Here is a 22,156-nt window from a genome sequence, read left to right as displayed (position 1 = left end):
AGCTATGGACGATTACGCCAGATGGCGTTCGCCTCTTGGTTTACCCAGGCGTCTGCGGCGCCGGGTTAAGCGGGTCCTCAGTTGAGTCTGGGGAATCTGCTGGCGGCGCATCGGGCATCAGCTCGAGCACCGTGTGACTGGTACGCAGCATGGGCATAAAGTGCCCGGCCGGCGCGCTGACCAGGTCGCTAACATGGCGCAGGCGGTACAGCGTGTACGCCGCAAGCAGGCCGAGAGTGGTGGCGAAATACAGCGGCAGTGCCTGGGCGCCGAGGTGCTGCATCAGCACCCCTGCCAGCAGTGGGCCGCACACCGAACCGATGCCATTGACCATCAGCAGGCTGCTGGAACCCGCGAGAATTTCATCGCTATGCAATTGGTCGATCAACTGCGCCACGGCGATGGGGTAGATGGCAAAGGCCAAACCGCCCCAAATAAACATCAGCCCGAGCAGCAGGCGACCGGCCGGCAGCAGGCTCATCAGGACGGCGACCAACACTGCCAGGGCTACGACCCAGAACAGCACCAGACGGCGGTCGTGTTTGTCCGAGTAAATGCCAATCGGCCATTGCAGCAAGGCGCCGCCGAGAATCGTGCTACTCATCAGCAAACCTACGCCAGTGGCGTCGAAACCGTTCAGGGCTGCGTATACCGGGGCCATACCCCAGAACGCGCCGAGGGCCAGACCGGATAGGCCTGCAGCAGCCAGCGCCAACGGGGCGATGCTGGCGATCTGGCGCAGGTTGGTGTGCAGGGTGTCCGGCACGTTCGGCTGGATTTGCCGGGTCAGGGTGATGGGCATCAAGGCCGCGCTGATCAGCATGGCGGCAAGGACGAACAGCACGAAGTCGCTCGGCGACGCCAGGTTGAGCAGCTGTTGCGCGGCGGCCAGGGCGCCGAGATTGACCGCCATATACACGGCAAACACCTGGCCACGTTTATCGTTGGGGACCTGCGCGTTAAGCCAGCTCTCGATCACCATATACAGGCTGACCAGCGCCAGACCATAGAGCACGCGCAGGCCCAGCCAGACCCAGGGATCAATGATCAACACGTGCAGCAAGGCGGTGATGGCGGCAAGGGCAGCGCAAAAGGCAAACGCACGGATATGCCCAACGCGGCGGACCAGCGGAATCGCCAGCCAGGTGCCAAGGAGAAAACCGACGAAGTACCCGGACATAATTAGGCCGAGCATCGAAGTGGAGTAGCCTTCGGCCACGCCACGCAGAGTCAGTAAGGTGTTGAGCAGGCCATTGCCGAGGAGGAGTAAAGCAACCCCACCGAGCAACGAGCTGATAGGGGCAATCAGGGACCACATGGCGACCTACCCTAGGGAACTATGACGCTGAGTGCAAGCATGAAAGGTGCCAATGCTTAACCGTAGTTCTGGCTAAGTTGTTGTTTTTAAAAGATTATTTTTATAGATAAACGGTTTTTTGATTTTTTCATGCATCGCCCGTGCGGGCGCATGGGGCGCTGGAAAGGCCGTCTTGCACCAATACTGTTCGCCGCCAATACCGAGTTTTTTGCCGCGCTGCTGACCAGAGTTCTAACAAACCGGCCGAGGCATGCCTGGTGCCTTTCTACGCGCACGTTATGGCAATCAGTGCGATAGGCTCCTGAGTTGCAGCAGTCTGGTTGATCCGTTCCAGTACCTGATTGATAGCTTGGCGATCACGGCTGTTGCTCAGGTGCTGATCGGCAGTTTCCTGCACGCTGCGCACATGCCGCAGCAAATCGGTTTTCTGCGCTGCACGTAGCGGCTGGTAGAGCAGGTTCTTGAAGGCCTGCAGCAAACAGAGCAGCACACTTACATCGCTGCAACCGTAGTGGCGAATGGGGCCAAACACCAGTTGCAGTAACTCATCCAGCGAGAGTTCGTAATGCAGCAGGCGAGGCAGGCCATCGTCTGCCAAGGTGACATCCAAGTCCGGCAAAGCCAGGCGCTTGCTGAACAGTACGCTGAGCAGGTCGATGGCAGTAATCGCCGTGCCGGGGTCGTTGATGCCGGGGCTGAGCGCCTTGACGGCTATTTCCGACATCTGTGTGCAGCCAAATAGGTAGTGGGTATGGGCGTATTCTTCGAGAAAGAAATCGAAGCAGTCGAGCAGCGCATCGGTGATATTCGAATCAACCTCGCGGTCGAGTTTGAATAGCGGTCGGCCGCTCATCACAAAGAATCCGCGGTGGATCATCACGGTCATGCGCAGGTCGTGCTTGCACAAGATTCTGTTGATCGTACTGACGTTAAGCTCTTTGAAATAGCCGTTGCGCTGGGCGCAGACTTCCTGCCAGTTTTGGTCATCTGGCCAGCTGGGCAGGTTGTCGACTGTGGCCAGCTTGTTTTCGCGTGAGGCGAGTTTGGCCAGGGTGGTGTGGTACAGGTTGTTGAGAATGTACTCCACCTGAATCGAGCGAGAAATCGAGTGAATGAAATGCACAAACAGGCCGAGGCAGGCGACGCCCATCACCAATGCCATCAATACCCCGAGGCTGGGTACATGGGTTGAGTTGTCCAGTTCAATCGTGGTGATCAGCAGCAGCGAAAAGAGGATGGTGCCGAGGTAGAACCCCAGGGTTTTCTGATGGCTCCTCTCGCTTATCAGGCCAGGCACTACGCGCGGTGACAGCGCAGCTGCGGCATTGTTGAGCACCACCATGACCATGGAGAAGCTGAACACCATCAACGATAGGATGCCGCCGACCAGTGCTCCGAGTATCAAGCGGGCATTGTCGGCATTGCGCACCAGGCCGACATCAATCTTGTCTTTGAGCGACATCAGCCATGGCTGATATTCGATGCTCATGCTCAGCAGGCACAAGAGGACGAAGCCTGCAGCAATCAGCGTCGGATAGAGGGCCAGGCTATGCAAGATGCGCTGGTACAGGCGGAAGGTGGCGTTCAATGAGCGGGGCACGGGCATCTCGGTACGATGGGCGTGCGGCGACTATAGCAAGCTTGATGGCGCATGCCGCTACCTGAGCCCCGACGCAGCCGCAACGGGGCTCAGGTATGCGTCAGTCGCTGCAAACGCGCGAAATCGCGCTGGCCAGTTGGTCTAGGCGCTCGGCGTCGAGTCCGGCCATATTGGCCCGGCCTGAGCCGACCATGTAGACACTGAACTCATCGCGCAGGCGTTGCACCTGAATTGGGCTGAGGCCGGTGTAGGAGAACATGCCGCGCTGCACCGCTACATGCGCAAAACGTTCACTCAGGCCGTATGGTTGCAGGGCTTCGACCAGGCCTGTGCGCAGGCTGGCGACACGCTGGCGCATGGTGTCCAGTTCGTCGACCCAGAGGCTGTGCAGTTCACTGTCCGCGAGGATGCTAGCGACCACTGCCGCGCCGTGGGCTGGCGGAGTGGACCACAGATTGCGCGCCATAAAGGCCAACTGGCTGCGTACATCCAGTAGTTTCTCCGCAGTCTCAGCGCAGACGATCAGCGCGCCGGTGCGTTCGCGGTACAGGCCAAAATTCTTCGAGCAGGAGCTGGTGATCAGTAGCTCAGGCAACTCACTGGCAAACAGGCGCACGGCAAAGGCGTCCTGCTCCAAGCCATCGCCGAAACCTTGGTAAGCGAAGTCGATCAGTGGCAGCAGTTCGCGTGCTTTAACCACCTCCAGTACACGCTTCCAGTCACGCGCGGTGAGGTCGAAGCCGGTGGGGTTGTGGCAGCAGGCGTGCAGCAGCACCACATCACCCTTGGGCATGTGGGTTAGGGCGGCAATCATCGCCTCGACATTCAGCTGGTTGTCCGCGCCGACATAGGGGTAATGGCCGACGCGTAGGCCAGCGGCAGCAAAGATGCTTTCGTGAATTGGCCAGGTCGGATCACTCAGCCAGACACCGCGACCGGGCAGGCAATGGGCAATAAAATCTGCGCACAAGCGCAATGCCCCGGTGCCGCCGGGCGTCTGGGTAGCACCCGCGCGCTCAGCCAACAACGGGCTGTCCGCACCCAGCACAAGCTGCCTGAGCAAGCTGCCGAATAGCGGGTCGCCATGGCCGCCGATATAGCTCTTGGTCGTTTCGTTTTCCACCAATTGCTGTTCGGCCAGCTTTACCGCGCGTGGAATTGGGGTCAGGCCCTGAGCGTCTTTGAACACACCGACGCCGAGGTCGAGCTTGGCCGGATTACGGTCGGCGCGGTAGGCATCCATCAGGCCGAGAATCGGGTCGCCCGGCACTCGCGTGATGCTGTGGAAATGGCTCACTTGCGGCCCTCGGCGTTGGTGGCCAGAACATCGGTGCGTGCGGCCATGATGAAGTCATTGCGGTGCAGACCGCGCATCTCATGGCTCCACCAGGTCACGGTGACTTTGCCCCATTCGGTGAGCAACGCTGGATGGTGGCCTACTTCCTCGGCAATGGCGCCTACGGCGTTGGTAAAGGCCAGGGCGTGGCGGAAATTCTTGAACAGGTAAACCCGCTCCAACTCCATATGGTCGCCACGCACTTCGATATTCCAGTCCGGAATCTCACGGATCAGTTCGGCCAGCTCCTCATCGCTGACTTTTGGTGCATCGGCGCGGCAGGCTTCGCATTGGGCTTGGGCAAGGGACATGGGGAGGCTCCTGAATATAAGATTTTGTAGGGTGGACGTGCGCAGCTTGCCCACCGTCTGAGTCAGTGCTGGACGCGCCTGGCGGGATGTCCCGCTTAGGCCGCTTTCGGCGGAAACTTCGGTGCATGCAGGCCTAGACGCATAGCTTGCTGAACCATGGCCATGATGTCTTCATGAGCCAGCTCGAACAGGCGCTTGAGTTCAGGTAGGACAAAGTACAGCGGCTGCAGGATGTCGATACGGTAAGGCGTACGCATCGCTTCAATTGGGTCGAAAGCCAAGCGCTGCGGCTCATCGGACAGGCAGTAGAGGGTTTCTTTCGGCGAGGAAAGAATACCGCCGCCGTAGATGCGCTGCCCCTGGCTGGTGTCGAGCAGGCCGAACTCGATGGTCAGCCAGTACAGGCGCGCCAGATACACGCGCTCTTCCTTGCTCGCGGCTAGGCCGAGCTTGCCGTAGGTGTGGGTGAATTCAGCGAACCAGGGGTTGGTCAGCAGCGGGCAGTGGCCAAAGATCTCGTGGAAGATGTCCGGCTCCTGCAGGTAGTCCAGTTCCTCAGGCGTGCGAATAAAAGTCGCCACCGGAAACTGCTTGCTGGCCAGCAGCTCGAAGAAGGTCTGAAACGGAATCAGCGCCGGCACCCGCGCTACGCGCCAACCGGTAGTGGTTTCGAGGACCCGGTTGATCTCACCAAGTTGCGGAATACGCTCATGGGGCAGGCCAAGCTGTTCGATACCGTCCAGGTATTCCTGGCAGGCGCGGCCCTCGATCACCTTGAGTTGGCGAGTGATCAGGGTATTCCACACCTGATGCTCAACCTCCGGGTAATGGATAAAGCCACTGTCATCTGGTTCGCGCGCCAAGTATTGCGTGCTCTTCATCACTGCCTCCTGCTGGGGCTTTGTTGTTTTATTGGACTCAGAAATACGCCAGCTCATGCAGTTATGCAGCCCATGGCTGAGCCTGATAGAGGAGGAAAGGGCAGCTATTTCGTAAAGAATTGGTTACGTGTTCGGCGGTGTGGCGAACTATCGTCTTGCTGCCGCGCTAACCTGTCACATATTCTTGACGAATAATCTGTCGCCAGCGTCGATTCATACGCCGTGCGATCTATAAGAAGCCTGATCAGAGCCCTGCCATGCGTATCAAAGTCCACTGCCAGAACCGAATTGGCATCCTGCGCGACATCCTCAACCTGCTGGTCGAATACGGCATCAACGTCGCCCGTGGCGAAGTCGGCGGCGAGCAGGGCAATGCCATCTACCTGCACTGCCCGAATCTGATCAACCTGCAGTTCCAGTCGTTACGGCCCAAGTTCGAGGCGATTTCCGGGGTGTTCGGGGTTAAGCGCGTCGGTCTGATGCCCAGTGAGCGTCGCCATCTGGAATTGAATGCGCTGCTCGGTGCGCTGGATTTTCCGGTGTTGTCGATCGATATGGGCGGCTCAATCGTTGCCGCCAACCGCAGCGCCGCGCAGCTGCTCGGCGTGCGTGTGGATGAAGTACCGGGTATACCGCTGTCGCGTTATGCCGAGGACTTCGACCTGCCGGAGCTGGTGCGCGCCAACAAGTCGCGGATCAACGGCCTGCGGGTGAAAGTGAAGGGCGATGTGTTTCTCGCCGATATCGCGCCGCTGCAGACCGAGCATGAAGAGAGTGATGCCATGGCCGGCGCGGTGTTGACCTTGCACCGCGCGGACCGTGTAGGTGAGCGCATTTACAACGTGCGCAAACAAGAGCTGCGCGGTTTCGATTCAATCTTTCAGAGCTCCAAGGTGATGGCCGCCGTGGTGCGCGAAGCGCGGCGTATGGCGCCGCTGGATGCGCCATTGCTGATCGAGGGCGAAACCGGCACCGGTAAGGAACTGCTAGCCCGCGCCTGCCACCTGGCCAGCCCGCGCGGGCAGTCGCCGTTTATGGCGCTGAACTGCGCCGGCTTGCCGGAATCCATGGCCGAAACCGAGCTGTTCGGGTACGGCCCCGGGGCCTTCGAAGGCGCACGCCCGGAAGGCAAGCTTGGCCTGCTGGAGCTGACCGCTGGAGGCACGCTGTTTCTCGATGGCGTGGGTGAAATGAGCCCGCGCCTGCAGGCCAAGCTGCTGCGCTTTCTGCAGGACGGTTGCTTCCGCCGGGTCGGCAGTGATGAGGAGGTGTATCTGGACGTACGGGTGATCTGCGCTACTCAGGTCGATCTGTCCGAGCTGTGTGCCAAGGGTGAGTTCCGCCAAGATCTCTATCACCGCCTCAACGTGCTCAGCCTGCATATCCCGCCACTGCGCGAATGCCTGGATGGTTTGCCGCCGCTGGTGGAGCATTTTCTTGACCAGGCCAGCCGGCAGATTGGCTGCCCACTGCCCAAGCTGGCGCCGCAGGTGCTGGATAAACTGGGCCACTACCACTGGCCAGGCAACGTGCGTCAACTGGAGAACGTGCTGTTCCAGGCCGTTTCGCTGTGCGATGGCGGTGTGGTCAAGGGTGAACATATCCGTCTACCGGACTACGGTGCGCCGCAGCCATTGGGTGAGTTCTCTGTAGAAGGTGGCTTGGACGACATTCTCGGCCGCTTCGAAAAAGCCGTGCTGGAGCGCCTGTTCCACGACCACCCGAGCAGTCGGCAATTGGGCAAGCGTTTAGGGGTGTCGCACACCACCATCGCCAATAAATTGCGTCAGCATGGTTTGGGTAAGGAGTAGGGGGTCTTAGCTGCAAGGGCTGTTCGCAGTTACGAACCCTCTACTGGGTCAGCCCATCGCCGAAATTTTAGCGTTAGAGTGTGCTGAGTACGCCCCATGATTGATGGACCTGCAGCAAGGATTGCCATGCCCAAGTTAAACCGCAGTGATGCTCAGCAACGTGCCGATGATATCGGTGTTTTCAACCGTGAATTGGCGCGCCTTGAGGCCGAGCAGGTGTTGAACCTGAGCGATAGTCAGCGCGCCAGTCTGCATGGCTACCAGCAGCAATTGCTCAACAGCTATCTGGCGGCCTTCGATATCGATCACGATATTCAGGCCCGGCAGCTCTCGCTGGGCATGCGCATTGCCTCGTTTCTCGGCGCGCTGGCGTTGGCGGCCAGTGTGTTCTTTCTGTTCTACCAGTTCTGGGGGCTGTTCGGCACGCAGAGCCAAGTGGCGATCCTGCTGGCAGCGAGCATCGCCTCGTTCGGCTTGACGTTGTGGGTGCAGCGCCTCGATAGCTCGGGTTACTTCAGCAAGCTGGCGGCGTTGGTGGCCTTTACCTGTTTTATGCTGAACATCGTCATGCTCGGGCAGATCTTCAATATCACCCCGTCGAACAACGCTTTGCTGCCCTGGGCGCTCTACGCGCTGTTGCTGGCCTACGCCTGCGGGGCGCGCCTGTTGCTGGCGGCCGGGCTGAGTTGTTTGCTGGCCTTTGCTGCGGCACGGATCGGCAGCTGGGATGGCATCTACTGGCTGGGTTTCGCCCAGCGGCCGGAGAACTTTATCCTGCCGGCGCTGCTGATTTTCGTCGTGCCGCTGCTGATTGATCAGCGCCGTTTTGACGGTTTTGCCGTGATCTATCGGGTATTTGGCCTGCTCGGAGTATTTGTGCCGGTACTGGTGTTGTCGCATTGGGGCGCCGGCAGTTACTTCGATTACTCGGCCGAATACATTGAGAACGCCTACCAGATTGGCGGCTTTATCCTCGCGGCCCTGGTGATCTGGCTGGGTGTGCGCCGCGAATGGACGGATGTGGTGAACACCGGACTGAGTTTCTTTGTGATTTTCCTCTACACCAAGCTCTTCGACTGGTGGTGGGAGAGCATGCCCAAGTACCTGTTCTTCCTGGTGTTGGGCTTGAGTGCGGTGCTGATTCTGCTGGTGCTGCGCCGCCTGCGTAGCCGCCATGGCTTGCTCGGAGGTGCGCAATGAACGGCACTCGTCCGCGTTACCTGATCGCCGGCCTGGCGCTGATTGGCCTGGTCAATGCCATCGTCCTGGCAGGTGTGGCCTGGAATCGCCAGTCGCCTGAGGAAAGCCGCCTGCAACTGTCCGAGCGCGAGCTGGCCGCGACCTATGCCTATTGGCAAAAGGACAACAGCAGCCTGGCGCTGCGCCTGGATTACCGCTGGCCGAGCCAGGCGGACGATGATCACTACTATCTGTCGATCAGTGCCGAGAAAATGGCGGAGTTGGGCTTCCATGTGCCCACTGAGTTAAATGAGCAAACGGTGCGGAGCTATCGCCGCCAGCTGGACCGTGATGCGCTGCTGGTGTTGGAGCTCGACGGCCCGGCCTATCAGCGCGAGGTGTCCATGTTGCGCGACGCTCATGCCGAGGCGCTGCGTTTGTATAAGGCTGTACCGGATAGTCAGGAGCTGCGTGAGGCGGCTCAGCATGCCGCTAATGCGCTGGACTACGAGCAACGACGTGCCAGTCGGCTGCTGGCGGTGGATGTTGGGCTGGATCAGCAGGCCTTACGCACGCGTTATCCCGACCGTACGCGTTACGCCATTGTGCGCAGCATTATCGAAGCGCAGGCGAGCAGTGTGGCGATTGATTGGACGGGCGAGGGCGATGACCCGCGCCCGGATGACCAGCGCTGGACCTGGCAGCTCGGCGGCTCAGCCGACACCCCGGGATTACACAGTCTCAATCTGCCGCAGCGCTGGCATGCGACCTTTGACAGCCTGCCGCAGCAGGGCGAGCAGTCCGACATCGATTACCTGAGTTATCAGAAACTGTTTAGCGCTGAAGTTGCCTTCGGGCGGCGATTGGAACCCTGGTTTGTTGATTTAAGGGCTAGAGAGGCGAGTGCGCCGCAACCTACGACCAAGGTGCAATAGCCCGGCGCGCTGTGCTGGACGAAAATGGCGGCGTTCAATCCTGCGTGGTTTGGATGCAAGCGTTTCTCCATTCCTGTCCCGGAATGATTTGGGTAGGCGGTCAGATGACCGCTTTTTTTTGCCCTGAAAAAACGTCTGCAACCAAGGTCGTAGAGCGTTAAGACCATGGTCGAATGGCTCAAAGGTGGGGTCGTGGTTACAAAATGCACCATAGAACAACAACTACCCACCGAGGTGTTTCTGATGAGTGCTGCGTCCCTGTATCCCGTGCGCCCGGAGGTGGCGGCCCAGTCGCTGACTGATGAGGCCACCTATAAAGCCATGTACCAGCAGTCGGTGATCAACCCTGACGGTTTCTGGCGTGAGCAGGCTCAGCGCCTGGACTGGATCAAGCCGTTCACCAAGGTCAAGCAGACCTCCTTCGACGATCACCACGTCGATATCAAGTGGTTTGCCGATGGCACCCTCAACGTTTCCTACAACTGTCTGGACCGTCACCTGGAAGAGCGTGGCGATCAGGTGGCGATTATCTGGGAAGGCGATGACCCGTCCGAGCACGAGGAGATCACCTACCGCCAGCTGCACGAACAAGTCTGCAAGTTTGCCAACGCCCTGCGTGGCCAGGACGTGCACCGTGGTGATGTAGTGACCATCTACATGCCGATGATTCCGCAGGCGGTGGTGGCGATGCTGGCCTGCACCCGTATCGGCGCGATTCACTCGGTAGTGTTCGGCGGCTTCTCCCCGGAAGCCCTGGCAGGGCGCATTATCGATTGCCAATCCAAGGTGGTGATCACCGCCGATGAAGGCCTGCGCGGTGGCAAGAAAACCCCGTTGAAAGCCAACGTCGACGATGCGCTGACCAACCCGGAAACCGCGAGCATCCAGAAGGTCATCGTCTGCAAGCGCACCGGTAGCCCGATCAAGTGGAACCAGCATCGCGACATCTGGTACGAAGACCTGATGGCCGTGGCTTCCAGTCATTGCGCGCCGAAGGAAATGGGCGCCGAGGAAGCGCTGTTTATCCTCTACACCTCCGGCTCCACCGGTAAGCCGAAAGGCGTGCAGCACACCACTGCCGGCTACCTGCTTTATGCGGCGCTGACCCATGAGCGGGTTTTCGACTACAAGCCGGGCGATATCTACTGGTGCACCGCCGACGTCGGCTGGGTCACCGGCCACAGCTATATCGTCTACGGTCCGCTGGCCAATGGCGCGACCACGCTGCTGTTCGAGGGCATCCCGAACTATCCGGATATCACCCGGGTGTCGAAGATCATCGACAAGCACAAGGTCAATATCCTCTACACCGCACCGACGGCGATCCGCGCCATGATGGCTCAGGGCGATGCGGCGGTTGCCGGGGCCGACGGCTCCAGCCTGCGCCTGCTCGGCTCGGTGGGTGAGCCGATCAATCCGGAAGCCTGGAACTGGTACTACAAAACCGTCGGCCAAGAGCGCTGCCCGATTGTCGATACTTGGTGGCAGACCGAAACCGGCGGCATCCTGATTAGCCCACTGCCGGGCGCCACGGCGCTCAAACCGGGTTCGGCGACCCGTCCGTTCTTCGGCGTGCAGCCAGCGTTGGTGGATAACCTCGGCAACCTGGTCGAGGGCGCTGCCGAAGGCAACCTGGTAATCATCGATTCCTGGCCGGGTCAGGCGCGGACGCTGTACGGCGACCACGACCGTTTCGTCGACACCTACTTCAAGACCTTCAAGGGCATGTACTTCACCGGTGACGGCGCACGCCGCGACGAGGACGGTTACTACTGGATCACTGGTCGCGTCGACGATGTGTTGAACGTGTCGGGCCACCGCATGGGCACCGCCGAGATTGAAAGCGCCATGGTTGCTCACCCGAAAGTCGCCGAGGCCGCAGTGGTTGGCGTGCCGCACGACATCAAAGGGCAGGGCATCTATGTCTACGTTACCCTGAATGGCGGCGAAGAGCCTTCCGAGCAGTTGCGCCAGGAGTTGAAGAACTGGGTGCGCAAGGAAATCGGTCCGATTGCCTCACCGGACGTGATTCAGTGGGCTCCTGGCCTGCCGAAAACCCGCTCGGGCAAGATCATGCGCCGCATCCTGCGCAAGATCGCAACCGCCGAATACGATGCACTCGGCGATATCTCTACGCTGGCCGATCCTGGCGTGGTGCAGCACCTTATCGACACTCACCGCGAGATGCAGGCTGCCTGACTTCGGTTGCAGCGCCTGTAAGCAACGCCCTGTTTCGGCCATAAGCCGGGCAGGGCGTTGTGCTTTGTACGGCATTATCGATTTTCATCTGGGTATTGGCTTGTCACTTAGGCGTAACAACGCGCACTTTTGTGGGGTGTGCGGGAACGTTTCGCGCCAAGATGAAGCATCGCTCGATGCGGATGTAGAAATAAAAAGTGCCACCAGACCGCGAAAATAAAGGTCTTATTAAAACTGGGCGCGTTAATTGCTTTAACCAATGGTTAACTGTCTTTTCTGTCTCTGCATAAAACCCAGGGGCTGTCAATATCCTCGCTATACCCGTCCGGGCCTTTTGTAATTACTTGTCGCATTGAAGAAATATCGACTTTCGAGCTGTCGCTAGAATGCCGCTCACCCGGCTGGGGCCGTCCGGCGTCTGCGCAGCGCGCAGCTTGGCGGCGACTCACTACAATTCATGCAAGGCTGGATGCATACCCGAACAATCTCTGCCAACCGATGCCATTCCCATTCGAAGGAGTCACAAAATGAAGAAGATTGCACTTCTCGGCGCACTGGCGCTGTCCATGCTGTCGCCGCTGGCCATGGCTGAAGAGGCCAAGCCTCTGCGTATCGGTATCGAAGCGGCTTACCCGCCGTTCGCCTTCAAAACCCCCGAAGGTGCCATCAGCGGTTTTGACTACGACATCGGCGTCGCTCTGTGCGAAGAGATGAAAGTGGAATGCAAATGGATCGAGCAGGAATTCGACGGCCTGATCCCAGCCCTGAAAGTACGCAAATTCGACGCCGTACTCTCCTCCATGAGCATCACCGAAGACCGCTTGAAGTCGGTCGACTTTTCCAAGAAGTACTACCACACCCCTGGCAAGCTGGCGATGAAGGCCGGCACCGTGATCAACGATCCGCTGGTTGATCTCAAGGGCAAGAAAGTCGGTGTGCAGCGATCGTCGATCTACGATCGTCATGCCAGCGATGAGTTCGAGCCAGCAGGCGTTGAAGTCGTGCGTTACAGCTCGCAGAACGAAGCCTTCCTTGATCTCGCGTCCGGCCGTATCGACGCCACCCTCGCCGACGTGGTCAATATTGACGAAGGCTTCCTCAAGACTGACGCCGGCAAAGACTTCGCCCTGGTAGGCCCGGACTTCACCCAAGAGAAGTACTACGGCCATGGCGCTGGTATCGCCGTGCGCAAGGGCGACAAGGAACTGGCGGACAAGATCAGCAACGCCATTGATGCCATTCGCGCCAACGGCAAGTACAAGGAACTGCAGGACAAGTACTTCGACTTCAACGTCTACGGCGACTGATTGAGTTCGTTCAGTCGCTTTCACTGAAAGTGGCGCAAGCTGGCTATAACCTGAAGCTTGCGCCACTTTCCCGTTGTACTCCCAGGCGCCGCCCGGCGTTTGCATGAGGTAAGCAGAGCATGCTCAACGGCTACGGCTCGACCATTCTAGAGGGTGCCTGGCTCACCCTGATTCTGGCGCTGACGTCGATGGCAGTGGCCATCGTGTTGGGTTTGCTGGGTGCGGCGTTTCGCCTGTCACCAATCAAGTGGCTAGCGCTGCTGGGTGAAACCTACGCCACGGTAATCCGCGGGATTCCCGACTTAGTGCTGATCCTGCTGATCTTCTACGGCGGTCAGGACATAGTTAACCGTCTTGCGCCGATGCTCGGCTATGACGACTACATCGATATCAACCCCTTTATTGCCGGCGTGTTCACCATGGGCTTTATCTTTGGTGCTTACCTGTCGGAGACCTTCCGTGGGGCCTTTATGGCCATCCCCAAAGGTCAGGCCGAAGCCGGTGCGGCTTACGGCATGAGTGGCATGCAGGTGTTCTTCCGCATTCTGGTGCCGCAGATGATTCGCTTCGCCATTCCTGGTTTCACCAACAACTGGTTGGTGTTGACCAAGGCCACCGCGCTGATTTCCGTGGTTGGTCTGCAGGACATGATGTTCAAGGCGAAAAGTGCTGCCGATGCCACCCGCGAGCCGTTCACCTTCTACCTGGCCGTTGCGGCCCTGTATCTGGTGCTGACCAGCGTGTCGCTGCTGGCTTTGCGTTACCTGGAAAAACGTTACTCGGTCGGCATCAAAGCCGCTGATCTGTAAGCGGGGAGCGCAGCGATGATTTTTGACTACAACGTAATTCTGCAAAACCTGCCGCTGTATTTTGGCGGTGTAATGGTCACCCTGAAAATTCTGCTGATTTCCTTGGCATGCGGCCTGGCGCTGGCCATCCCTCTGGGTTTGATGCGCGTCTCGAAGTCGGCTCTGGTCAACTTCCCGGCCTGGCTTTACACCTATGTGATTCGCGGCACGCCGATGCTGGTGCAGCTGTTTCTCATTTATTACGGCCTGGCCCAGTTCGAGGCGGTACGTGAGAGTGCGCTGTGGCCATATTTCTCCAGTGCAACCTTCTGCGCCTGCCTGGCGTTTGCCATCAACACCAGCGCCTACAGCGCGGAGATTCTCGCCGGCAGCCTCAAGGCTACGCCGCATGGCGAGATCGAAGCAGCCAAGGCCATGGGCATGTCGCGCTTCAAGCTGTATCGCCGCATCCTACTGCCATCGGCCCTGCGCCGCGCACTGCCGCAGTACAGCAACGAAGTGATCATGATGCTGCACACCACCTCGCTTGCCTCGATCGTTACCTTGATCGATATCACCGGCGCGGCGCGTACTGTCAGCTCGCAGTATTACCTGCCGTTCGAAGCGTTTATCACTGCCGGCCTGTTCTACCTGTGCCTGACCTTTATCCTCGTACGCCTGTTCAAGCTGGCTGAACGCCGCTGGCTGGCCTACCTGGCCCCGCGCAAGGCCTGAGGAACAGAGCATGCAGCGTATTGATCATCCACTGCCCTGGGGTTGCCCCGGAACCGAACGCCACTTGAGCGTGTTCCGTTTCGGCCATGGCCCGTGCAAGGCGTATATCCAGGCCTCGCTGCATGCCGATGAGCTGCCTGGGATGCGCGTGGCGGTGGAGCTCAAGCGCCGTCTGCGTCAGCTGGAAGCCCAGGGGCGCCTGACTGGGGTGATCGAGCTGGTGCCGGTAGCCAACCCCATTGGTCTGGGGCAGATGTTCCAGGCGACCCATCAGGGCCGTTTTGAGATGGGCAGCGGCAAGAACTTCAACCGTGATTTCTTTGACCTGGCTGCTGCTATCGCCCCCGCGCTGGAAGGCTGCCTGGGCAGTGACGGCCCGAGCAATGTGCGGCTGATTCGCGCCGCCATGCAGGCCGCGCTAGAGGCCTTGCCGCCAGCCGGTTCGGAGTTGCAAGGCATGCAGCGCCTGCTGCTCAAACATGCCTGCGATGCCGATGTGGTGCTCGACCTGCACTGTGATTTTGATGCAGCGGTGCATCTGTACCTGCTGCCGCAGCAATGGCCGCAATTGCGCTCGTTGGCCGCACGCCTGCAGGCCGGTGCGGCGCTCACTGTCGAGGATTCCGGCGGCAGTTCTTTCGATGAAGCCTGCGCCTTGCCCTGGGTGCATCTGGCCCGGCATTTTCCCCAGGCCGCTGTGCCTCTGGCCTGTCTGGCAGTAACAGTCGAGTTGGGCGGCATGGCCGATACCGGCAAACCCGAGGCCGAAGCCAGTGCTGAAAGCATTCTGGCGTTCCTTGCCGAGCAGGGCCTGATTGCCGGTGACTGGCCGTCAGCGCCTACCGAAAGCTGCGACGCCACGCCGTTTGATGGTGCGCAATACGCCTATGCCCCGCATGCCGGGGTGGTGAGTTTTCTGCAACCGGTGGGGGCGCAGGTTTTGGCCGGTGATCCTTTGTTTGAAGTGATCGATCCTCTGGATGATCGCCACACAACTGTCTGTGCCGTTACAGATGGTGTGCTCTATGCGCGCGAGCGGTTGCGTTTTGCTCAGCCCGGTTTGTGGCTGGCCAAAGTGGCCGGTCGTACCCCTATTCGCCAGGGTCGCTTGCTCAGCGACTGATTCAAGAGAGTGGAAACCATGTACAAACTTGAAGTTCAGGATCTGCACAAGCGCTACGGCAGCCACGAAGTATTGAAGGGCGTGTCACTGGCGGCCAAGGCCGGCGATGTGATCAGCATCATCGGCTCCAGCGGCTCGGGCAAGAGTACCTTCCTGCGTTGCATCAACCTGCTGGAGCAACCGCACGGCGGCAAGATTCTGCTCAACAACGAAGAGCTGAAGCTGGTGGCCAACAAGGACGGTGGCCTGAAAGCCGCTGATCCCAAACAGCTGCAGCGCATGCGCTCGCGCCTGTCCATGGTGTTTCAGCACTTCAACCTGTGGTCGCACATGAGCGCCCTGGAAAACGTTATGGAAGCTCCCGTGCATGTGCTTGGCATGAGCAAGAAGGACGCTTTGGAAAAGGCCGAGCACTACCTGAACAAGGTCGGCGTGGCCCATCGTAAAGATGCCTACCCCGCGCATATGTCCGGTGGTGAGCAGCAGCGTGTAGCGATTGCCCGCGCCCTGGCTATGGAGCCTGAGGTGATGCTGTTCGACGAGCCGACCTCTGCGCTGGACCCGGAGCTGGTTGGTGAAGTGCTGAAAGTCATGCAGGACCTGGCGCAGGAAGGCCGCACCATGGTGGTGGTGACCCACGAAATGGGCTTTGCCCGTGAGGTTTCCAACCAGTTGGTGTTCCTTCACAAAGGTGTGGTGGAAGAACGCGGCTGCCCGAAAGAAGTGTTGGCCAACCCGCAATCCGAACGTTTGCAGCAGTTCCTCTCTGGCAGTCTCAAGTAACCAGCGGCAACATCTGCACGCACCCGCGCTATGCCCATAATCGCCAACAGAGCCTAAACTGCCCCCCATGAATGCCCACCGAATTGGCTTCCTGCTTTGGCCCAACACCAAGCCCCTGACCCTGGCTTTGGCGGAAGAAGCGCTGCGCGTTGCCCAGCGCGTCCACCCTGAAGTGGTCTATGAGCTGGTTTTTTTGCAGGCCGAAGCACCGCTGGAAGGCGCATGGCGGCTGCCGGGGGAGTCCTGGGTGGGCAAACTGGAAGGCTGCCAGAAGCTTTTTCTGCTTGCCGACGAGCCGCCAGGGCCGATGCCCGCAGCGCTCTCCGGCGCGCTCAAGCAACTGGTGCGAGGCGGCTGCGTGATCGGTGCAATTGCCGCTGGGGTTTATCCGTTGGCCCAACTGGGCCTGCTCGATGGCTACCGCGCTTCGGTGCACTGGCGCTGGCAGGACGACTTTAGCGAGCGCTTCCCCAAGGTAATTGCCACCAGCCATCTGTTCGACTGGGATCGTGATCGCCTGAGCGCGTGTGGCGGCATGGCCGTCATGGACTTGCTGCTAGCCTTGCTCGCTCGCGATCATGGCGCGGAGCTGGCCGGTGCGGTGTCGGAAGAGTTGGTGGTCGAACGCATTCGCGAAGGTGGCGAACGTCAGCGCATTCCGTTGCAGAACCGTCTGGGCTCCAGCCACCCCAAGCTGACCCAAGCCGTGTTGCTGATGGAAGCCAATATCGAAGAGCCGTTGACCACCGACGAAATTGCCCAACACGTGTGCGTGTCACGCCGTCAGCTGGAGCGCATCTTCAAGCAATACCTCAACCGCGTTCCCAGTCAGTACTACCTGGAACTACGCCTGAACAAAGCGCGCCAGCTGCTGATGCAAACCAGCAAATCGATCATTCAGATCGGCCTGTCCTGCGGCTTCTCCTCCGGGCCGCATTTCTCCAGCGCCTACCGCAACTTCTTCGGTGCCACACCACGGGAAGACCGTAACCAGCGGCGCAGCAACAGCCCCTTCGAACTCACCTCTACGCCGGCTGCCGAGCGCGGCTAAAGCGCTGCGAGAACGTCGAATGCTGTGGTGGCATGCCGACATAATCGCCGGCCATTTTCTTCGTGCGACTTATCCTCGACGCAGGGCTTCAACCCGAATCTCTCGCTGCACCTGCGCCTTGCTGATGTCGCCAGCTACGTGCCAACCAACGCCAGGTGATCCAGCCTGCGGCGGCGAGGTAGACCAGGCCACCAGGTACCCACATCAACAGCCCCGCCAGTTGCTGATCGGCCACGTCACGCTCGGGCCCATAGAAGGAACTCGTGCCGAATGTCAGCAGGGCGCCGAGTAGACCGGTGTGCATCAGCGTCAGCAGTATCGCCAGTAGCGCTTGCGGCACCTGTCGCGGCGGCGCGCGCAGGCAGGACCACCAGAACAGCCAGGCGCTGAACAGGAAGCTGGCGTGTTCGAGCATATGCCACCAGAGATTCTCCAACGCCAGGATATACAGGCTGGGCGTATGCCAGATCCAGATCAGTGCGCCATGCAGCATGGCCAGCGGCACGGGATAACGACCGCTGCGCAATAGGCTACGCCACAGCGGCTGCAACAGTGGCCCACAGACCGCGCGCCATTGCGGCAAGGGCCGGGCCAGCGCCCAGAGCGGGGCGATTACCAGCATAAACAGCATGTGCTGGAACATATGCCAGCTGGTGCTGGTTTCGGCCCAGTCGTCCAGCGGGCCAAATACCGCCAGCACCGCGATCAGCATCGCCAGGTGCAGCCACAGCGCTTCCAAACCATGAGGCCGTACCCGTTGCGCGCCAAAGCCGTAAAGCACCCAGGCTGTAGCCAGAAACAGGGCGCTGAGAAGCAGCGGCACGCGCAGATTTAGTGAGTGATCCAGCAGGCCGTGGGCCTGCGCTGCTGGCATCGCTAGCAACAGGCAGAGGATGGCTATTACACGCATGGCGGCAGGCTCAGAATGGGCAAGGCGATAACCAGGGTGGCCACGGTAGCCACCCCGTAAGTGCTGGCGGCAAGCAAGGCGACGAAGCGCTGGTGGCCTGGCGGGTGCCTAAGTTTGCCGGCGCGCCAACACCAGACGGCCAGCGCCGCAAGCGCCGCGGCAGTAAGCAGAGCGCTAACGCCGAGCAGGGCATTAAGCCAGTTCCATGGGCCTTGCTCGGGTTCGGGTGGCGCAAGCTCGCATGCCACCGACAGGCCGCCGTAAATAGCGACGAACCACAGACTCCAGAGCACCAGGCCGAGTGCGATATGGCCGGGGTGGTAGGGCGAACGCAGGCCTTTCATCCGCTACCTCCCCAGGTCGTCGGAAACAGTACCAGGGCGAAGTAGCTGCTCCACAGCACGCCGCAGTTGTAGTACCAAAGTTGACTGACCACCAGCGGCTCGTAGGGGGCATGAGCACCGACATAACCGCAGTGCACGCGCAGGGCCTGCAGGGCGCTGAGAATGGCCGCCAGGGCGCAGTGCAACAGGCTATAAATCAACAGCACCACAATCACTGCGTCATGGGCGGTTGCGCGAGGTGCCAGATCACCGCTGAGCAGCGCCCAGAGCAGCAGGCCGGATTGGCCCAAGCCCATGCCGGCAACCAGGGCCAGATGGTCGCGTAAGCCTTGATCATTGCCGCGGCGCAAGCGCTTGATTGCTCGTGCCTGCCACCAGGTCGCCAGGCTCAGCAGCACGGCGCTGGCCAGCAGCAACCCGTGGTTGAAGGGTATGTGCTGCGGCATCTGCCAGTTCGGTGCCACCGTCCATAGGTAGAACCAGCCGAACAGCAGCGCCAGGTAGAGCGCGCCATTGGCCAGCAGCGTCACGCCCATGCCCCATAAGCCGGGGCCATCCAGGGTGCGTGAGTGCAGCGGCGGTTCACCCGGCTGGACCCGCGCATCGGGTGCAGCCAGGGGGTGGGTGCCGTTCTCCCAGCTCCAGCGCAACAGCGTCACTACCGCAGCGGCAAAGAACACAGCGGCCAGCCAGTAGACCTTGACCAGCAGGCTGATGCACATCACGGCGATAAACAGCGCGGCAATCAGCGGTATCCAGCTATTGCCGGGCAGATGGATGATCTCGCGCACCTTGCCGGTCAGTGGATCGGTGCCCCAGGTTTCGCGGCGGCCATGGTCGATCACCGCTAGATCATGCTCGCCGCGGGCGATGCTGTACGGCAATTCGGGTTGATCCCAGAGCGGGTGGCGGCTGTGGATCGCCGGTAGACTGACAAAGTTGTAGGCGCTTGGCGGCAGGCTGGTGGCCCATTCCAGGGTATCGGCACGCCACGGATTGACTTTGGCCGGTTGACCGAAGCGAAAATGCAGGATGATGTCCAGCAGTATGGTGGCGATACCGATGGCCATGATAAAGCTGCCCACCGAGGAGATCAGATTGGGGATGTCCCAACCCAGGCCGCTTTGGTAGGTGTAGATGCGCCGCGGCATGCCGATCAGGCCGGTCCAGTGCATGATCAGAAAGGTGACGTTGAAGCCGATAAACACCAGCCAGAAGCCCCACTTGCCCAGACGCACCGAGGGCATGCGCCCGGAGAAGTGCGGCAGCCAGTAATAGATGCCGGCCATCATCGGAAAGAACATGCCGCCGACCAGCACGTAATGCATATGGGCAACCACGAAATGGGTGTCGTGCACCTGCCAGTCGAACGGCACCAGTGCCAGCATCACCCCGGTCAGGCCGCCACAGACGAATACGATCAGAAATCCCACCAGCCACAGCATCGGCACGTGGTACAGCGGTTTGCCCTGCCACAGAGTCGCCAGCCAGGCGAAGACCTGCACCCCGGTGGGGATCGCCACCAACATGCTGGCCGCGGAAAAGAACAGCTGAGCCAGCTGCGGGATGCCCACAGTGAACATATGGTGGACCCACAGGCCGAAGCTGATAAAACCGGTGGTGAGAACCGCCAGCACGACCCAGCGGTAACCCACAAGCGGGCGCTGGCAGAATACCGGCAGCAGAGTCGAAACGATGCCCGCCGCGGGAAGGAAGATGATGTACACCTCGGGGTGACCGAATAGCCAGAACAGGTGCTGCCAGAGTATTGGGTCACCGCCGCGGGCGACCTCGAAGAATGGCATGCCGGCGGCGCGTTCCAGTTCGAGCAGAATGCTGCCGAGAATCAGCGGCGGGAAGCCCACCACGATCATCATTGCCATCACCAGGATGTACCAGGCATAGATCGGCATTTTGTGCAGCGCCATGCCGCTGCCTCGGGTGCGCAGAATCGACACCACCAACTCGACCCCGGCGCTGACCGCGGAGATCTCGACGAAGGTGATACCAATCAACCAGAAGTCCGAGTTTGGCCCCGGCGTATGTGCGGCGCTGGACAGCGGCGTGTACATAAACCAGCCGGCCTTGGGCGCCAAGTCGAGAAACAGGCTGGTGATCAGAATAAGACCGCCGAACAGGTAGCAGTAGTAACCCAGCGCCGACAGCCGCGGGAACACCAAATCGCGGGCACCGATCATCTTCGGGATCAGGTAGACCGCCATGCCCTCCATCATCGGCACGGCGAACAGGAACATCATCACCGTGCCGTGCATGGTGAACACCTGGTTGTAAACGTCCGGTTCCATAAATTCATGGTTCGGCAGCGCCAGCTGAGTGCGGATCAGCATTGCCAGCAGACCGCCGAAGAGAAAGAACAGAGTGCCGGTCAGCATAAAACGCAGGCCGATGGTGGTGTGGTTGACGATGGTCAGGGCGCGCCAGCCCTTTGGGTTGCCCCACACCGCATTGAACTGGTCATGCAACTGATCCGGGTCGGTGGCCGGCGCGTGGTTTCGGCTGCTCAAGGTTTGAGGCCCTCCAGCCAGGTGGCGATGGTTTGCAGGTGCGCGGGGTCGATATCCTCATGCAGCGGCATGGCATTGCCCGGCTTCAGGCGTTGGTGTTCGCGCAACCAGGTGAGGATGGCGCCGGGCTCATTGGTCAGCACGCCGCTGCCCAGGGTCGGCCGCGATCCCAGATCGGAAAGGTCCGGCGCGCGCTGGCCGGCGCTGACCCCAGCGACGCGGTGGCAGGTGCCGCAGCGCGTGGCGAAGGTATCTGCCGCTGGGCCGGTTGGCGGTGCGATTTGCAGCAATTGGCGCGCGGCCAGCCAGGCTCCAAAATCATCCTCGGTGTGGGCCTGCACATGCAAAATCATATGGCTGTGCTGGGTGCCGCAGAATTCCGAGCACTGTCCGCGATAGATCCCGGGCTCGTCGGCTTGCAGGCGGATGCGGTTGTCCCGACCGGGAATCATGTCGATCTTGCCGCCCAGGCGTGGTACCCAGAACGAATGAATTACATCGGCGCTGCTGACCTGCAGATCCACCGGGCGGCCGGCCGGAATATGCAACTGATTGGCGGTGACCACGCCGCTGTCCGGGTAGCGCACCTCCCACCACCACTGATGGCCGGTGATCTCGATGCGCAGCGGCTGCTCGCCCAGGAGCGGCAATGGCAGCATGCGCTCGCCGATGGACCCACCGAAGAGCAGCAATACAGTGATACTCAACCCAGGCAGAAGAAGCCCGCCGCCGACTAGCCAGCGCAGGTTGATCCGCTTGGCCTGCTCCGGGGTGATTTCCCGCGGGGTACGGCGCATGGCGTATATCCACAGTGCGCCGACCACCAGCAGTACCAGGCTGGCGAAACCGCACATTAGCCACCACAGCAGCGCCACCTCGTGGGCCATGGGGCCCGCCGGATCGAGCGCCGATTGCGGTCCACTGCAGGCAGAAAGAATGGGAACTGCCAGAGCTGCCGCGGTCAATTGCATTGAGGGCGCGCGACGAGCGAGCCGAGCGAAGAACACACCCACCTGATCA

Annotated in this window: 19 protein-coding genes; 10 read left to right on the top strand and 9 right to left on the bottom strand. The window is 60.3% G+C overall.

The features are described 5' to 3' along the window. Positions 1–40 precede the first annotated feature (40 nt). The 5 genes from AACY25_RS09665 to phhA form a co-directional block, all read right to left on the bottom strand. Positions 41–1,318 carry an MFS transporter gene (locus AACY25_RS09665; RefSeq protein WP_339524154.1) on the bottom strand — a complete coding sequence of 426 codons (1,278 nt, stop codon included), beginning with the start codon at positions 1,316–1,318 and terminating at the stop codon, positions 41–43. A 265-nt stretch (positions 1,319–1,583) separates the two neighbouring features. Continuing rightward, positions 1,584–2,924, bottom strand: a complete 1,341-nt coding sequence (locus AACY25_RS09660; protein WP_445262135.1) for a DUF2254 domain-containing protein — start codon at positions 2,922–2,924, stop codon at positions 1,584–1,586. Between the two features lie 94 nt (positions 2,925–3,018). After that, complete coding sequence (locus AACY25_RS09655; protein WP_339524151.1) at positions 3,019–4,215, bottom strand: amino acid aminotransferase; 1,197 nt, start codon at positions 4,213–4,215, stop codon at positions 3,019–3,021. Next, positions 4,212–4,565, bottom strand: coding sequence for a 4a-hydroxytetrahydrobiopterin dehydratase (locus AACY25_RS09650; protein WP_339524149.1), 354 nt, complete (start codon positions 4,563–4,565; stop codon positions 4,212–4,214). The genes AACY25_RS09655 and AACY25_RS09650 overlap by 4 nt, the downstream gene beginning before the upstream one ends. Before the next feature lie 95 nt (positions 4,566–4,660). Then, positions 4,661–5,446, bottom strand: coding sequence for a phenylalanine 4-monooxygenase (gene phhA, locus AACY25_RS09645; protein ID WP_339524148.1), 786 nt, complete (start codon positions 5,444–5,446; stop codon positions 4,661–4,663). Positions 5,447–5,703: 257 nt separating this feature from the next. Between phhA and AACY25_RS09640 the strand changes: the two genes are divergently transcribed. The 10 genes from AACY25_RS09640 to argR all read left to right on the top strand — a co-directional run bounded on the left by AACY25_RS09640 (position 5,704) and on the right by argR (position 17,357). Then, entirely contained in the window at positions 5,704–7,257 is a 1,554-nt protein-coding gene (locus tag AACY25_RS09640) for a sigma-54-dependent transcriptional regulator (RefSeq protein WP_339524146.1), read from the top strand. Between the two features lie 126 nt (positions 7,258–7,383). Continuing rightward, on the top strand, positions 7,384–8,457 hold the full coding sequence (locus AACY25_RS09635; protein ID WP_339524144.1) for a DUF2157 domain-containing protein: 1,074 nt from the start codon (positions 7,384–7,386) through the stop codon (positions 8,455–8,457). Then, the gene (locus AACY25_RS09630; RefSeq protein WP_339524142.1) at positions 8,454–9,371 is read left to right on the top strand and encodes a DUF4824 family protein; all 918 of its coding nucleotides are present in this window, start codon (positions 8,454–8,456) and stop codon (positions 9,369–9,371) included. Before AACY25_RS09635 ends, AACY25_RS09630 begins: the two co-directional genes overlap by 4 nt. A gap of 243 nt (positions 9,372–9,614) precedes the next feature. Then, positions 9,615–11,570 (top strand): acetate--CoA ligase, encoded by a 1,956-nt coding sequence (gene acs / locus AACY25_RS09625; protein WP_339524140.1) that lies wholly within the window; start codon positions 9,615–9,617, stop codon positions 11,568–11,570. A 527-nt stretch (positions 11,571–12,097) separates the two neighbouring features. Next, the gene (locus AACY25_RS09620; RefSeq protein ID WP_339524139.1) at positions 12,098–12,877 is read left to right on the top strand and encodes an ABC transporter substrate-binding protein; all 780 of its coding nucleotides are present in this window, start codon (positions 12,098–12,100) and stop codon (positions 12,875–12,877) included. A gap of 119 nt (positions 12,878–12,996) precedes the next feature. Further along, entirely contained in the window at positions 12,997–13,686 is a 690-nt protein-coding gene (locus AACY25_RS09615) for an ABC transporter permease (protein ID WP_339524137.1), read from the top strand. 15 nt (positions 13,687–13,701) lie between these two features. Beyond that, positions 13,702–14,400, top strand: coding sequence for an ABC transporter permease (locus tag AACY25_RS09610; protein ID WP_339524135.1), 699 nt, complete (start codon positions 13,702–13,704; stop codon positions 14,398–14,400). A gap of 10 nt (positions 14,401–14,410) precedes the next feature. Next, positions 14,411–15,523 carry a succinylglutamate desuccinylase/aspartoacylase family protein gene (locus AACY25_RS09605; RefSeq protein WP_339524133.1) on the top strand — a complete coding sequence of 371 codons (1,113 nt, stop codon included), beginning with the start codon at positions 14,411–14,413 and terminating at the stop codon, positions 15,521–15,523. A gap of 18 nt (positions 15,524–15,541) precedes the next feature. After that, positions 15,542–16,306 carry an ABC transporter ATP-binding protein gene (locus tag AACY25_RS09600; RefSeq protein ID WP_339524131.1) on the top strand — a complete coding sequence of 255 codons (765 nt, stop codon included), beginning with the start codon at positions 15,542–15,544 and terminating at the stop codon, positions 16,304–16,306. A 67-nt stretch (positions 16,307–16,373) separates the two neighbouring features. Next, on the top strand, positions 16,374–17,357 hold the full coding sequence (gene argR, locus AACY25_RS09595) for a transcriptional regulator ArgR (RefSeq protein WP_339524130.1): 984 nt from the start codon (positions 16,374–16,376) through the stop codon (positions 17,355–17,357). A gap of 88 nt (positions 17,358–17,445) precedes the next feature. Here argR and AACY25_RS09590 read toward each other — a convergent pair whose 3' ends face one another. The 4 genes from AACY25_RS09590 to coxB are packed head-to-tail and all read right to left on the bottom strand — an operon-like array spanning position 17,446 to position 22,023. Then, positions 17,446–18,267, bottom strand: a complete 822-nt coding sequence (locus tag AACY25_RS09590) for a cytochrome c oxidase assembly protein (RefSeq protein WP_339524128.1) — start codon at positions 18,265–18,267, stop codon at positions 17,446–17,448. Continuing rightward, on the bottom strand, positions 18,258–18,611 hold the full coding sequence (locus AACY25_RS09585) for a hypothetical protein (protein WP_339524126.1): 354 nt from the start codon (positions 18,609–18,611) through the stop codon (positions 18,258–18,260). Before AACY25_RS09585 ends, AACY25_RS09590 begins: the two co-directional genes overlap by 10 nt. Continuing rightward, positions 18,608–21,136 carry a cytochrome c oxidase subunit I gene (ctaD, locus tag AACY25_RS09580; RefSeq protein WP_339524124.1) on the bottom strand — a complete coding sequence of 843 codons (2,529 nt, stop codon included), beginning with the start codon at positions 21,134–21,136 and terminating at the stop codon, positions 18,608–18,610. Before ctaD ends, AACY25_RS09585 begins: the two co-directional genes overlap by 4 nt. Next, entirely contained in the window at positions 21,133–22,023 is an 891-nt protein-coding gene (gene coxB, locus AACY25_RS09575) for a cytochrome c oxidase subunit II (RefSeq protein WP_339524122.1), read from the bottom strand. The genes ctaD and coxB overlap by 4 nt, the downstream gene beginning before the upstream one ends. Positions 22,024–22,156 lie beyond the last annotated feature (133 nt).

The organism is Pseudomonas sp. EA_35y_Pfl2_R111 (assembly GCF_963970955.1).
Classification (GTDB): domain Bacteria; phylum Pseudomonadota; class Gammaproteobacteria; order Pseudomonadales; family Pseudomonadaceae; genus Aquipseudomonas.
The sequence above is the reverse complement of the archived record's forward strand: the minus strand, read 5'-3'. Positions and strand labels throughout refer to the sequence as shown.

Bases quoted from the DNA above. Each gene is read 5' to 3' on its own strand.
- AACY25_RS09585 (WP_339524126.1), bottom strand. From the start codon at position 18,611: ATGAAAGGCCTGCGTTCGCCCTACCACCCCGGCCATATCGCACTCGGC.
- AACY25_RS09590 (WP_339524128.1), bottom strand. From the start codon at position 18,267: ATGCGTGTAATAGCCATCCTCTGCCTGTTGCTAGCGATGCCAGCAGCG.
- coxB (WP_339524122.1), bottom strand. From the start codon at position 22,023: ATGGCCCACGAGGTGGCGCTGCTGTGGTGGCTAATGTGCGGTTTCGCC.
- AACY25_RS09605 (WP_339524133.1), top strand. From the start codon at position 14,411: ATGCAGCGTATTGATCATCCACTGCCCTGGGGTTGCCCCGGAACCGAA.
- AACY25_RS09650 (WP_339524149.1), bottom strand. From the start codon at position 4,565: ATGTCCCTTGCCCAAGCCCAATGCGAAGCCTGCCGCGCCGATGCACCA.
- AACY25_RS09615 (WP_339524137.1), top strand. From the start codon at position 12,997: ATGCTCAACGGCTACGGCTCGACCATTCTAGAGGGTGCCTGGCTCACC.
- AACY25_RS09630 (WP_339524142.1), top strand. From the start codon at position 8,454: ATGAACGGCACTCGTCCGCGTTACCTGATCGCCGGCCTGGCGCTGATT.
- argR (WP_339524130.1), top strand. From the start codon at position 16,374: ATGAATGCCCACCGAATTGGCTTCCTGCTTTGGCCCAACACCAAGCCC.
- AACY25_RS09665 (WP_339524154.1), bottom strand. From the start codon at position 1,318: ATGTGGTCCCTGATTGCCCCTATCAGCTCGTTGCTCGGTGGGGTTGCT.
- AACY25_RS09640 (WP_339524146.1), top strand. From the start codon at position 5,704: ATGCGTATCAAAGTCCACTGCCAGAACCGAATTGGCATCCTGCGCGAC.
- phhA (WP_339524148.1), bottom strand. From the start codon at position 5,446: ATGAAGAGCACGCAATACTTGGCGCGCGAACCAGATGACAGTGGCTTT.
- AACY25_RS09600 (WP_339524131.1), top strand. From the start codon at position 15,542: ATGTACAAACTTGAAGTTCAGGATCTGCACAAGCGCTACGGCAGCCAC.
- AACY25_RS09610 (WP_339524135.1), top strand. From the start codon at position 13,702: ATGATTTTTGACTACAACGTAATTCTGCAAAACCTGCCGCTGTATTTT.
- AACY25_RS09620 (WP_339524139.1), top strand. From the start codon at position 12,098: ATGAAGAAGATTGCACTTCTCGGCGCACTGGCGCTGTCCATGCTGTCG.
- AACY25_RS09635 (WP_339524144.1), top strand. From the start codon at position 7,384: ATGCCCAAGTTAAACCGCAGTGATGCTCAGCAACGTGCCGATGATATC.
- acs (WP_339524140.1), top strand. From the start codon at position 9,615: ATGAGTGCTGCGTCCCTGTATCCCGTGCGCCCGGAGGTGGCGGCCCAG.
- AACY25_RS09660 (WP_445262135.1), bottom strand. From the start codon at position 2,924: ATGCCCGTGCCCCGCTCATTGAACGCCACCTTCCGCCTGTACCAGCGC.